At 57.6% G+C, this 11760-nt stretch carries 12 protein-coding genes; 1 reads left to right on the plus strand and 11 read right to left on the minus strand.

The window, feature by feature from the left end:
* Positions 1–18: 18 nt before the first annotated feature.
* From L6762_RS10340 to L6762_RS10390, 11 genes are all read right to left on the minus strand, one after another.
* Positions 19–1473, minus strand: a complete 1455-nt coding sequence (locus L6762_RS10340; protein WP_237187158.1) for an alanine/glycine:cation symporter family protein — start codon at positions 1471–1473, stop codon at positions 19–21.
* A 198-nt stretch (positions 1474–1671) separates the two neighbouring features.
* A complete protein-coding gene (locus tag L6762_RS10345) occupies positions 1672–2760 on the minus strand; it encodes an LLM class flavin-dependent oxidoreductase (protein WP_423817123.1) in 1089 nt (362 codons plus the stop codon).
* 125 nt (positions 2761–2885) lie between these two features.
* On the minus strand, positions 2886–4013 hold the full coding sequence (locus L6762_RS10350) for an ATP-binding protein (RefSeq protein WP_336603595.1): 1128 nt from the start codon (positions 4011–4013) through the stop codon (positions 2886–2888).
* Between the two features lie 131 nt (positions 4014–4144).
* Positions 4145–4570: a heat shock protein transcriptional repressor HspR gene (locus L6762_RS10355; protein ID WP_237187160.1), complete on the minus strand. Its 426-nt coding sequence runs from the start codon at positions 4568–4570 to the stop codon at positions 4145–4147.
* A 2-nt stretch (positions 4571–4572) separates the two neighbouring features.
* Positions 4573–5559 (minus strand): DnaJ C-terminal domain-containing protein, encoded by a 987-nt coding sequence (locus L6762_RS10360; protein ID WP_237187161.1) that lies wholly within the window; start codon positions 5557–5559, stop codon positions 4573–4575.
* Positions 5560–5668: 109 nt separating this feature from the next.
* A complete protein-coding gene (locus L6762_RS10365) occupies positions 5669–6049 on the minus strand; it encodes a hypothetical protein (protein WP_237187162.1) in 381 nt (126 codons plus the stop codon).
* Positions 6050–6121: 72 nt separating this feature from the next.
* On the minus strand, positions 6122–6727 hold the full coding sequence (locus L6762_RS10370; RefSeq protein ID WP_237187163.1) for a nucleotide exchange factor GrpE: 606 nt from the start codon (positions 6725–6727) through the stop codon (positions 6122–6124).
* A gap of 2 nt (positions 6728–6729) precedes the next feature.
* Complete coding sequence (dnaK, locus tag L6762_RS10375) at positions 6730–8577, minus strand: molecular chaperone DnaK (protein ID WP_237187164.1); 1848 nt, start codon at positions 8575–8577, stop codon at positions 6730–6732.
* Positions 8578–8891: 314 nt separating this feature from the next.
* The gene (locus L6762_RS10380; protein ID WP_237187165.1) at positions 8892–9569 is read right to left on the minus strand and encodes a hypothetical protein; all 678 of its coding nucleotides are present in this window, start codon (positions 9567–9569) and stop codon (positions 8892–8894) included.
* 103 nt (positions 9570–9672) lie between these two features.
* Positions 9673–10533, minus strand: a complete 861-nt coding sequence (locus tag L6762_RS10385) for a hypothetical protein (protein WP_237187166.1) — start codon at positions 10531–10533, stop codon at positions 9673–9675.
* Positions 10533–10958 (minus strand): hypothetical protein, encoded by a 426-nt coding sequence (locus tag L6762_RS10390; protein ID WP_237187167.1) that lies wholly within the window; start codon positions 10956–10958, stop codon positions 10533–10535. Before L6762_RS10390 ends, L6762_RS10385 begins: the two co-directional genes overlap by 1 nt.
* A gap of 303 nt (positions 10959–11261) precedes the next feature.
* Here L6762_RS10390 and L6762_RS10395 point away from each other — a divergent pair, with 303 nt between their 5' ends.
* Positions 11262–11735 carry a low molecular weight protein-tyrosine-phosphatase gene (locus tag L6762_RS10395; RefSeq protein ID WP_237187168.1) on the plus strand — a complete coding sequence of 158 codons (474 nt, stop codon included), beginning with the start codon at positions 11262–11264 and terminating at the stop codon, positions 11733–11735.
* Positions 11736–11760: the final 25 nt, after the last annotated feature.

Here is an 11760-nt window from a genome sequence, read left to right on the forward strand (position 1 = left end):
TATAGGCAGAGGGTCTTCTTACTGCCCCGTTTTCTCGTAGGAGTCAATCGCTCCGGGGTGCCCCTGCATAAAGGCGTCAATCTCAGCCTTAGATGCGGTGAGTTTGGGGTCGTTGGCCAGGTAGTACTTGGTCTCTCGAACGATTAGCCCCGACATGAGGAGCAAGCCAATTAGGTTGGGAATAGCCATGAGCCCGTTGGCAATGTCTGAGAAGGTCCAGGCCACGGTCAGCTCCATGGTGCAACCGAAGTAGACAATCACCGCGAAGAAAAGGCGGTAGGGGGTAACGCCGCGGCGGCCGAAGAGGCGCTCAATGTTGCGTTCGCCGTAGTAGGCCCAGCCCAGAATGGTGGAGTAGGCGAACATGACCAGGCCGATGGTCACAATCCAGCTTCCAGCGGGGCCTATTACCGAGGCGAAGGCCTGACTGGTCATCACGGAAGCAGAAATTTGCTCGCCGGTTGCAGGGTCGCTGGCGTGCCAGATACCGGTGACAACCAGTACCAGGCCGGTGCAGGAGACCACGATGATGGTGTCGATAAAGGTCTGGGTCATCGATACCATGCCCTGTCGCACCGGGTGGGTGGTCTGGGCGGCTGACGCGGCGATAGCGGCAGAGCCCATGCCGGATTCATTGGAGAAAATACCGCGGGCCACGCCGTACTGCACGGCGTACATGAGGGTGGAGCCCACAAAGCCGCCGACAGCGGAGGAGCCGGTGAAGGCGTCCGCAAAAATCTGGCCGAAGGCCGCGGGCAGGTCAGCGGCGTGCACACCCAGAATATAGAGGGCCCCGCCCACATAGAAGAGGATCATAACCGGCACGAAGGCACTGGTTACCCGCCCGATAGATTTGATACCGCCCATCAGCACGAAGAGGGTGATGAGGGCCAGCACGATGCCGGTGAGGGCTGCGGGCAGGTGGAAGGTATCTTCAAGGTTGTGGGCAATGGAGTTACCCTGGGCGGTATTGCCGATGCCGAAGGACGCCAGCACGGCGGCTACCGCGAAGAAGAGGGCTAGGAATTTGCCCAGGGGGCCTTTGATGCCGCGCTGGAGGTAGTACTGGGGGCCGCCGGAGACTTCCCCCTTGGCATCTGTGGTGCGGTAGCGCACGCCCAGGAAGGCTTCGGAGTACTTGGAGGCCATACCGAAAATAGCGGTGACCCACATCCAGAAGAGGGCACCGGGGCCGCCGATAGAAATCGCGGTGGCAACGCCGACGATATTACCGGTACCCACCGTCGCGGCTAGGGCGGTGGTGAGGGACTGGAACTGGGAGATGTCGCCGCCAGTGGCGCCGTCGTCCTTGCGTTCAAAGAAGGCTAGACGGTTAGCGACCAGTAGTTTGGTGAGCTGGATAAAGCCCAGCCGCACCGTCAGGTAGATACCGGTGCCAAGAAGCAGCGGTATGAGCACAAAAGGCCCCCAGATGAGGGAGCTTATAGCGCTCAAGACGTCTTGAAAGGTCATGTGGTGTCCTTGATACAGGTCGCTGCGGGCGAGGGAGCACCGCAGCTGCGTGATGAATAAGGACGCCCCGCCGCAGGCGTGTGCACTGCGGTGGGGCGCCATTCAACTATAGCGAGTCAAGAACAGGAAGACCTATATCGTCTTACCCTGTGTACCTGCTGACTAGCCGGTATTCTCTACACCTTACTGGCGGCGTCCTTACTGCGCCTCGGCCAGTAGTTCACGCACGCGCGGCATCACCTTGGTGCCGTAGAGCTCAATCGAGCTCATGGAGTGCTCGTGGGCCAGAGCTCCGTTGGAGAACTTAAGATCAAAGCGGTTGATTCCCAGCTTCTGAGCGGTATCGGCAATTTTTTGCGCGACGGTTTCGGGCGAACCTACATACAAGGCACCGTGTTCAATTTCGTGCTCAAATTCGCGTTCCCCTGCCGGCCCCCAGCCGCGTTCAGAGCCAATTTTATTACGGTTGGCAATCCAGTGCTCGCGCAGCTGCTTGCGGGCCTCTTCGTCGGTGTCGGCGATGTGGCCGGGTGAGTGCACCGCAATGGGCAGGGTTCCGTTGCCCAGCTGCTCGTTGGCTCGGCGGTAGAGGTCGGTGTAGGGCTTGAAGCGCTCAGCCGGCCCGCCAATAATAGCCAGCATGAGCGGGGTCTTGTACTGGGCCGCGCGGGCAACAGATTCCGGGCTACCGCCAACAGCCAGCCAGTGCTTGAGGAGTCCCTCGGTCTTGGGGTAAATCTCCTGATTTACCAGGGGTTCACGGTTGCCGGGGTTCCAGTTGAGGGGCTCCTGGGTGATGATTTTGGTGAAGAGGTCGAACTTCTCAGAGAAGAGGGAGTTGTAGTCTTCGAGTTTGTAGCCGAAGAGGGGGAAGGACTCGGTGAAGGAGCCGCGGCCCAGTACAGCTTCGGCGCGGCCGTTGCTGAGGGCGTTGATGGTGGCGAAGCGCTGGTAGACGCGGATGGGGTCGTCGGAGGAGAGGACGGTGACGGCCGAGCCCAGGTGGATGCGGTCGGTGGTGGTGGCTAGCCCCGCCAGGATGGTGTCGGGGGCGCTGACGGCATAGTCAGGACGGTGGTGCTCACCTATGCCGAAGAAGTCGACGCCTACGCGGTCAGCGAGCTGGCCCTGCTCTAGGACGTTGCGAATCACCTGGGCGTGGTGCAGGCGGTTGCCTGCCAGGTCGGCGGTGGTGTCTCCGAAGGTGTCTAGCCCCATCTGAAAGGCGGTGTTATCAACGCTGGGCAGGCTGGGGCGCAGGTCGGGGGCGGTGCTGATGCTGGTCATTTCGATTACCTTTCGGTGCCTTGTTGATCGTTTACAGGAGGTTCAACACCAGCCTACATTACTTTATTCCGAAAGTTTTTAAAGAGGCAATCTTCCGTTCCCACAAAGTAGTCTCGCCCTCACCTTTACAGGGAGCGCAGATACTCCCGCAACCCAGGCAAAGTGAATCGCACTTTACCGTAGCCTGCTGGCTCTATCAGTCCAGCCGCTATCAAACGCGCACGATAGTTACCCACCGTATTTTTAGTCGATTCCGTACGCTCAGCTAGAGAAGAAACTGCAGAAACCTCATCGTCAATAGCCATCGCCTGCAAAAAATCTAAATCCTTAGCCGATACCGTCGCTAGAGCCGACTCAATAACCATCCTCCGATTTCTGCGGCTCGCTTCTCTAAAAGCCAACCTAGCATCTTCTTCCGCCAAAACAGCTCCGGGCGTTAGTCTCTCCGCCATTTTCCACAGATGATAGCCCACAAGCTGAATCATAAAAGGGTATCCACCCGTTACCTCCGCAGCTTCCAGAAATATACTTTCCTCGATAGCAATATCAAGCGCATCAAATGCATGCCGATAGGAGTGCGCAACCGCCTCCACAGGAACGGCAGCCAAATCAATTCGATCCGCGCGCCTAAGAAAAGTAGCTACTCCCTCGTTAAGCAAGTCCGATACTGCCGCAGGCAACCCCGCAAAGACGAGAGCGATAGGTAGAGACTCCCTAATATAATGCTGCACCCACGATGCTAGAAGGGAAATCTCTTGGCGATCCGCTGCATGGATTTCATCAAGCGTAATGAGCAGGCCGGTACGTTGTTTATCTAAAATATGCAGGAGTTCTTCAATAGATTGGCGGGTTTCAACCTGTTCTTCAGGCCGCAAGGTGGTTGTAATAGATACACCAGCAACTGCTATCCCCGTTAACCTCCGTGTAGCAGGCTTCTCCCCAAGTTCTTGCTGATAGTTGCGAACTGATTTTCCAATTCGTTCAGCAAATCCAGGTGTGGCGGTCTCAGATATAACCACCCAGCCTTCCTTACGAGCAGCATATTCAGCCTCGTTTAGCATGACTGTTTTCCCGATTCCCCGGGCACCCGTCATGATAGTGAGTAGGCCAGGGGCACCAGACCTGATTTTCAGGCCATAGATAAATTCATCTAACATCCCGTCTCTACCCACCAGCTGAGGTGGCTCTGCGCCAGCGGTGGGCCTAAAGGGGTTCATACGCATAGTCTGTGATGCCTTTTGAGATGCAACCATATATTTACTTTATGTGTTTTTATGTACCTTGTGTACCCTTGTGTACTTGCTATGTTACGCTGAACCACCAATACCCTCTATAAAAATGTGCCCCTGATTGTTTTCAGGGGCACATGCACGTATATCAGTGGTTAGCGCGGCCGGTAGAGCACCACGGCCTGGGAGGTCTGGCGGGCCGCCGGACGCTTGCCCCGGGCCAGGTGCACAGCCCCACCTGAGGTTCCGGCAGCAAAGATGCGAGAGTTCTCCTGCAGACGGTTGCGCAGGGTCTCATTTTCAGCCTGTAGCTCGGTCATGCGGGCTCGCAGGGCCTCCACCTGGTTCTCCAGCTGCATGATACGTTTGATACCCTCGAGCGAGACGCCGGACTGGGAGAGCTCCTGAATCTCCTGGAGTTTCTGCACATCGCGTTCGGAGTAGCGACGGGCCCGCCCCGGGGCTCGCTGGGGCTGCACCAGCCCCAGGCGGTCGTACTGGCGCAGGGTCTGCGGGTGCATACCGGCCAGTTCAGCCGCTACGGATATAACGAAGACCGGGCGGTCAGATTCGAGAGCCATTCTTAGTCACCAGCTTTCCTCAGCAGGTCCTCACGGGGGTTGGCCTGGGGTGCCACCGCGAAGAAGGCGTCAAGGGCTGCCTCAGCTTCGGGTGTGAGGTTGGTGGGCAGCTGCACCTCGGGGATAACCAGCATATCGCCGGTGCCTTTCTTGGTCACGAAGCCGCGGCCCTTAGCACGCAGCTTACGGCCGGACGGGGCCCCGGCAGCCAGGCGGAGTTTGACGCTCCCGCCGTCGAGGGTGGGGGCCTCAATCACGCCGCCCTTGACGGCTTCTTCCAGGGTGACGGGCACACGCACGAGCAGGTTATCACCCTCGCGGTCAAAGACGGGGTGGGAGTCCACACGGACGGTGACGATCAGGTCCCCTGCCCCACCGGCACCGGGGTGCCCCTTGCCTCGGGCACGGATTTTCTGGCCGTCCTTGACGCCGCGGGGCAGGCGCACCTGGGTTTGGGAGCCGCCGGGGCGGAAGACCGAGACCTCAGCGCCGTCGTAGGCCTGCTGGATGGTGATGCGGGCGCTGGTGGTGGCGTCCTCCCCCTTGGGGGCTGAGAAGCCGCCACCGGGGAAGCCACCCGCACCGCCAGGGAAACCTCCGGCGGAGCGTCCGGCCCCGCCAAAGCCAGCACCGCCACCGAACATGCCGCCGAGCAGGTCTTCAATGTTGATACCGCCAGCGCCGCCGGGGAAGCCCCCGGCCCCACCGGGGAAACCGCCCGGGAAGCCGCCACCAGCCCCACCGAATCCGGCAGCGCCGTACTTGCGAATCTGGTCGTACTCTTCCTTCTGCTTGGGGTCTGAGAGCACGTCGTAGGCTTCTGAGACTTCCTTGAATTTCTTCTCAGCGGCCTCGTCGCCGGGGTTCTGGTCGGGGTGGTGCTTGCGGGCCAGCTTGCGGTAGGCCTTCTTGATATCTGCCTCGGAAGCGTCCTCGGCTACGCCCAGTACCTTATAAAAATCTTGATGGAGCCAGTTTTCGCTCGCCATGTGCCTCTCCTTCCGAGGTAGATATTCAACTATTTATAGAAGTTTATTCAAAGAATTCTACAATGGGCCACCCTTTGCAGACTTACTTCACCAAATTTTTAAATTAAAATTATATTTCTTTTATTAGCGTTGCCACGACAGAAAAAATAATCCCAAGAAGGCATAGAATTGCTGCACAAATTGCGATATAGAAAGCCTCATCCGAATACTCTTGGAGCATACTAACCATCTCCCAGATTCTATCATTATCAAGATTTTCGGGAACTTCAGAGACAGACACCCCTAAAGCCGTTGTATAGGAAATAAGAGATGTAACCACTGCCATATGAATCGCACCGGAGATTGCTGCTATTGCTAGACCAGTTTGAAATGCAAACCCTGCAAATTTTTCCATTATTAGATATTTTGCGGGCCTCTTTATACAACAAAAAATGACAACGAAGCCGATGCTAAAAATTGCGAGTGGAAATACTCCAATAAAATAGCTCATAATATATAAACCTCTTGACATAAGGGGCGGGCACCTAGCCTGACGTATCAGGCCGGGTGCCCGCCCGCGTCCTTATTCTGCTACCGCAACAGCTACCTGGGCGGTGCGGACCACGCGGTCCTTCACCTTGTAACCGTTGCGCAGGACCATGGAGACTGAGTCGGGCTCAACCTCGCTGGTGGGCTGCTGCAGGACAGCCTCGTGAACCTGGGGGTTGAAGGGTTCGCCGACTTCGCCAAAGCGCTCTAGGCCCTGCTTGGCTAGGGTTTCTTCCAGCTTCTTGGCGATGGCGGCGAAGGGGCCTTCTTCAAGGTCGCCGTGCTTGCGGGCGGCATCGATATCGTCAATGACGGGCAGCAAGGCTGCTACCAGATCGGCGATGACGAAGTCGCGCAGCTGGTCTTTTTCCTTGGCGGTGCGGTTCTTGTAGTTGGTGAACTCGGCCTGAAGGCGGCGCAGATCTTCAAGACGTTCGGCGGCCAGGGCCGCGTCAGCGCTCTCAGCTGCCTCTGCACTTTCGCCGGCCTCGGCTGCGGCAGATTCCTCATCTGCCGCAGCGTCAGCAGCTACACCTTCGGGCTCGGGGTGGCCTTCAGCAGCCGGGGCAGCGAAGGCGTCCTCCAGAGGGTCGGTGCCCTCGGGCTGGTTGTCTACGGGCTCGTTGGTGTTCTCAGCCATGATTAGTTCTTCTTCTCGTCTTCTTCATCGATTACTTCGGCGTCAACGACGTCGTCGTCTTCAGCCTTGGCGCCTTCACCGGCTGCAGCATCTGCCTGAGCCTGGGCGTAGAGAGCCTCGCCCAGCTTGGTCTGAGATGCCTGCAGCTTCTCGAAAGCGGCCTTGACGGCGTCATCGTCTTCACCTTCGAGGGCAGCCTTCAGGGCGTCAACGTCGGCCTGAACCTCGGTCTTGACGTCCTCGGGCAGCTTCTCGCCGTTGTCCTTGATGAGCTTCTCGATGGAGTAGGCGGTGTTCTCAGCAGCGTTGCGGGTCTCGGCTGCCTCGCGGCGGGCCTTGTCCTGCTCAGCGTGAGCCTCGGCATCCTTGACCATACGGTCGATGTCTTCCTTGGAGAGGGAGGTGCCGCCGGTGATGGTCATGGACTGCTCGGTGCCGGTGCCCTTGTCCTTAGCGGAGACGTGCACGATGCCGTTGGCGTCGATGTCGAAGGTAACTTCGATCTGGGGGACGCCGCGGGGGGCGGGTGCGATGCCGGTCAGCTCGAAGGTGCCCAGGTTCTTGTTGTCGCGGGTGAACTCGCGCTCGCCCTGGAAGACCTGAATCGATACTGAGGGCTGGTTGTCTTCAGCGGTGGTGAAGGTTTCGGAACGCTTGGTGGGGATCGCGGTGTTGCGCTCGATCAGCTTGGTCATCACGCCGCCCTTGGTTTCGATACCGAGGGAGAGGGGGGTGACGTCGATGAGCAGGACGTCCTTGCGCTCACCCTTCAGCACGCCTGCCTGCAGGGCAGCACCCATAGCAACAACCTCGTCGGGGTTGACGCCCTTGTTGGGCTCGCGACCACCGGAGAGTTCCTTGACGACCTCAGTGACGGCAGGCATACGGGTTGAGCCACCGACCAGCACGATGTGGGCGATGTCTGAGACCTTGACGCCTGCTTCAGCGATCACATCATTGAAGGGCTTCTTGGTGCGCTCGATCAGGTCTGCGGTCATGTCCTGGAACTTGGCGCGGGTCAGCTTTTCATCCAGGTGGATGGGACCCTCGGGGGTTACGGACAGGTACTGCAGGGAGATGTTGGTGGAGGTTGCAGAAGACAGTTCCTTCTTGGCCTGCTCTGCGGCTTCACGCAGGCGCTGCAGGGCAATCTTGTCCTTGGAGAGGTCGGCGCCGGTCTTGGACTTGACCTGCTCCAGCAGCCAGTCGACGATGCGCTGGTCCCAGTCGTCGCCACCCAGGCGGTTGTCGCCGGAGGTTGCGCGTACCTGGATGGTGGAGAAGCCGTCTTCGTCCTTGCCAACTTCGAGCAGGGAGACGTCGAAGGTACCGCCGCCGAGGTCGAAGACCAGGATCAGTTCGTCTTCGTTACCCTTGTCGAGGCCGTAGGCCAGGGCTGCTGCGGTGGGCTCGTTGACGATACGCAGGACGTTGAGGCCCGCAATTTCGCCGGCTTCCTTGGTGGCCTGACGCTCGGCGTCGTTGAAGTAGGCGGGGACGGTGATGACGGCGTCGGTGACCTTGTCGTTCAGGTAGGCTTCAGCGTCGCCCTTGAGCTTCATGAGGGTACGGGCTGAGATTTCCTGGGCGGTGTACTTCTTGCCGTCGATGTCGGTGGTCCAGTTGGTGCCCATGTGGCGCTTGACGGAGGCGATGGTGCGATCAACGTTGGTAACGGCCTGGCGCTTTGCGACGTCGCCGACCAGAACTTCGCCGTCCTTTGAGAATGCGACGACGGAGGGGGTGGTGCGGGCGCCTTCTGCGTTGGCAATGACGACGGGCTCGCCGCCTTCGAGGACTGATACAACTGAGTTGGTAGTACCGAGGTCAATACCTACTGCACGTGACATGTTTACTCCTTATGGTTTGGTTATCTGTACATCTTTCAAGCAAGTTGAGTCTTGCAGGCTCAACCCGCTTGTCTTGATATCTAGTTTGCCACGTTTTGAGCAGAAGTCAACAGAGTTGAGTCAAAAAGACTCAACTTTTTTGCGCAGATTAAGTTTAAGCTAGTGGGGAGCGGACGGACGCCCGCCCCGCCTTTGCAGGGCAAAGGCGGGTGGCGGCGTCCGCACCTTTTAAAACCCTGAAAGTGAACATAAAGAAGTCGGCACCCCACAACAAGGGGGTGCCGACAGATCTGATACTTCGGAGACTCTACGTCTTAGTTGAGCTCAGCTTCCTTACCGTTGAAGGTATCGAGCAGGCTGGCCTTAAGGCTCTCTTCAGCGTTCATACCTACGGCCATCCAGTTCTCTCCATAGGTAACCCAGCCGCCTTCAAAGTCAGACTGAGAAAATTCGGCAACCTGATTCTCATCAACTGAAGCACCGTTTACATAGAACCCCATAATGAGGGGCGAAGAATCGTCAATAGCCATCATGCCTTCAAAGCTGCTCAAGTCGGCCGGGGAGCAAATATAAATATTGACATCTTCAGGGGCAACACCCAGATCGGTAGCCCCCTGTTGCTTAGTCTCTTCAAGAGCTGACTCCAAGATGGTGTCACCGCTATCAGCACAGACAGAGGCGGCAGAGCCTGCTGTGGCTTCCTGCATCCCTTCCTTAAACTTGTCGTAGCTGGAGACCTTACTCGCCCCACCAAACGCGCCAGTCAGGAAGATTCCAGCCAGAATAGCTATGGCAATACCGATAGCCATCAGGCCGCCGATGAGCAGACCCATGTTTCTCTTTTTCGGGTCAGCGGGAGGCTGGGGCATAGGGCCGCCGATAAGAGTATCGGGTGCCTGGGTGCCGGGCGCAGGCTGTGGGACGCCCTGGGCGGACGCCGCCTGACCTGCACCAGGGAGGTTGGGCTCAGGGTTTGTAGGCTGCTGAGTCATGGCAATCTCATCCTTCATACAGATAGTGTGTGTCTTAGCTAACTTTACAGGCGAAAATGGTCAGCTTGATTATATTTCGCGCGGTGTTTGCGTTTTCCCTGTACTATCTCTGGACTTCTTTGCCGTCAGTTTCGAGCTCGGCCCTCCTGCGCTTAGATTTTTTCCCATTACGTACAGCCAGAATTGCAGCGACTATTCCGATGACGAGAGGAACCCAGGCTTTGGAGTATTCCATAAGAAAAATAAGCCAGTCCGGTGGAGTAATAGTAGGCCAGGGGACGCGCCAGGAAGGAACGGGCAGACTTATCTGGGGTGGGGCAGGCAGGGAAAGAGTAAATTCTGGGACAGGCAGGGCTATCTGGGGCGCATTTATATCGGGAAGACGTTCGACTAGCCACTGCACTACCCTACCCAGCACAGGCATAAGCACCAGCATGGCGAGAAACCAGGCAGAGCGGCCCAAACCGAACAGCAAGGGCAAAACAAACCGTCGAGAGGGGCTTCTTTCAAGCGCCTCACGGTAGGCTTCTGACCGGCTACCGGCTGGCACGTCGAGCTCGACATATTCCTTAGCTGTCCCATGTTTATAGGCCACGACCAGCAGCTCATCCAGAAAGTTTGTGGTGAGTTTAAGCTGGGGGTCTGTGGGAACAGCGGTCTTAGCCCGGGAGAACTTTCCGTCTAGAAGGTTCTTCTTGAGTGCAATGCTGGTAGGAGTATGGTCATACCGGCCCACTACTTCACCGTCAACGAGCACCCTCACCCGTTGCTTAGGCCGGTCGATACGTTCGGCGATACGTTCACGGATCTTTGCCCCTACCGGAGACTCGTTAAGGGCGTGCAGTGACTTCTCGTCTGGTTTTTTGATAGGCCAGTCCGGGTCGATCTCGATGAATTCGGCATCAGATCCACGCTCCAGAAGCAGATGCCCTGCCACAGGGTGGTGCAGTTCCCAGCGGAGCATTACTCTTTCCCTCCAGAGCCTTCTTTACCCTCGGAACTTGTACCCCACTCGTCCGCAAATTTTTTGTGCCAGGGGCTGACAGACACGATATAGATGATGACTACCGCCCAAACGTACCAGCCCGCTCCGTCCGGATAAAAAAGCCTGGAAGCCAGCCACATACAGGCTGCGGCCAACAGGCAGAAAGTGAGATTAGGTCGGTAGGTTGCCGCATCGTAGGCAGCAAGAATCGCAAGGACGAGTGGGGTGCCGACCAGAATCGAAGTAATCACCACTTGCTCAGGCGCAGTCAGCGCTAGAACCCAGGGCGCAAGAATGAAAATGAGCGGTAGAGCGGCAAGAGCTAGGCGGTTACCCCCGCTGCGGCGAGGTTTAGGGGTCTGTTCCTCAGGGCGGTCGTCGTTGACTGTTGTGCTGGTACTCATGTCACCCATTGTAGGCAGTACGCAAAAGCCCCGCAGGTGTGTGGCCTGCGGGGCTTTTGTCATCTCGAAAGAACTCAAGAAACTGAGTGTCTGGTGTTACTCTTCTCAGTTCACTGCTGTATGAACCGGGCAAACCTTCTTGCCTAAGAGCCACCATCAAGTGTGTGTACCTGTAAGACTATACACAGGTTGCCCTAATTTTTCCGCCTTAGAGCGAACTTTTTACCACTTTTTATTCAGCTTCTCTGCCCGCCCACCTTTTCCCGAAAGCTTCATGGGAACATAGTGAGCATGTATCGAATCATGACTGTATGCACCGGAAATATCTGCCGCTCCCCCATGGGCGAGTACCTTATCAAACAAGCTGCCGCCCAGGCCGGGCTCACCGTGGAGGTCGCTTCCAGCGGCATTTCCAATGAGGAAGAGGGCAATCCCATCGACCGTCGAGCCAAGAAGGTGCTCGATGAGCTCAACATCAATACCGGCTCCCACCGAGCCCAGCAGTTCACCCGGACCGATTTTGACCGCTACGACCTGCTTCTAGCCATGGACACCAACCATTACCGGGCGCTTAAGCGTATGGCCCCTAGCGACGAGGCAGCGGCCAAGGTTAGGCTCATGCGCGAGTTCGACCCGGCTGTCGCAGACCAGCCCCTTGACCGGCTGGGCATCTACGACCCCTGGTACGGCGATATGAGCGACTTCTACGAGACCTTCCAGATGATTCGGGACGCCGTGCCCGGAGTCATCGAGCAGGTCCAGACCCACAGCAGTTAACCTGTGCCGGGTAAGCGGGCAGGGG

The organism is Rothia nasimurium (assembly GCF_928381705.1).
Taxonomy (GTDB): Bacteria; Actinomycetota; Actinomycetes; order Actinomycetales; family Micrococcaceae; genus Rothia; species Rothia nasimurium_G.

Bases quoted from the DNA above. Each gene is read 5' to 3' on its own strand.
- L6762_RS10340 (WP_237187158.1), bottom strand. From the start codon at position 1,473: ATGACCTTTCAAGACGTCTTGAGCGCTATAAGCTCCCTCATCTGGGGG.
- L6762_RS10345 (WP_423817123.1), bottom strand. From the start codon at position 2,760: ATGACCAGCATCAGCACCGCCCCCGACCTGCGCCCCAGCCTGCCCAGC.
- L6762_RS10350 (WP_336603595.1), bottom strand. From the start codon at position 4,013: ATGGTTGCATCTCAAAAGGCATCACAGACTATGCGTATGAACCCCTTT.
- L6762_RS10355 (WP_237187160.1), bottom strand. From the start codon at position 4,570: ATGGCTCTCGAATCTGACCGCCCGGTCTTCGTTATATCCGTAGCGGCT.
- L6762_RS10360 (WP_237187161.1), bottom strand. From the start codon at position 5,559: ATGGCGAGCGAAAACTGGCTCCATCAAGATTTTTATAAGGTACTGGGC.
- L6762_RS10365 (WP_237187162.1), bottom strand. From the start codon at position 6,049: ATGAGCTATTTTATTGGAGTATTTCCACTCGCAATTTTTAGCATCGGC.
- L6762_RS10370 (WP_237187163.1), bottom strand. From the start codon at position 6,727: ATGGCTGAGAACACCAACGAGCCCGTAGACAACCAGCCCGAGGGCACC.
- dnaK (WP_237187164.1), bottom strand. From the start codon at position 8,577: ATGTCACGTGCAGTAGGTATTGACCTCGGTACTACCAACTCAGTTGTA.
- L6762_RS10380 (WP_237187165.1), bottom strand. From the start codon at position 9,569: ATGACTCAGCAGCCTACAAACCCTGAGCCCAACCTCCCTGGTGCAGGT.
- L6762_RS10385 (WP_237187166.1), bottom strand. From the start codon at position 10,533: ATGCTCCGCTGGGAACTGCACCACCCTGTGGCAGGGCATCTGCTTCTG.
- L6762_RS10390 (WP_237187167.1), bottom strand. From the start codon at position 10,958: ATGAGTACCAGCACAACAGTCAACGACGACCGCCCTGAGGAACAGACC.
- L6762_RS10395 (WP_237187168.1), top strand. From the start codon at position 11,262: ATGACTGTATGCACCGGAAATATCTGCCGCTCCCCCATGGGCGAGTAC.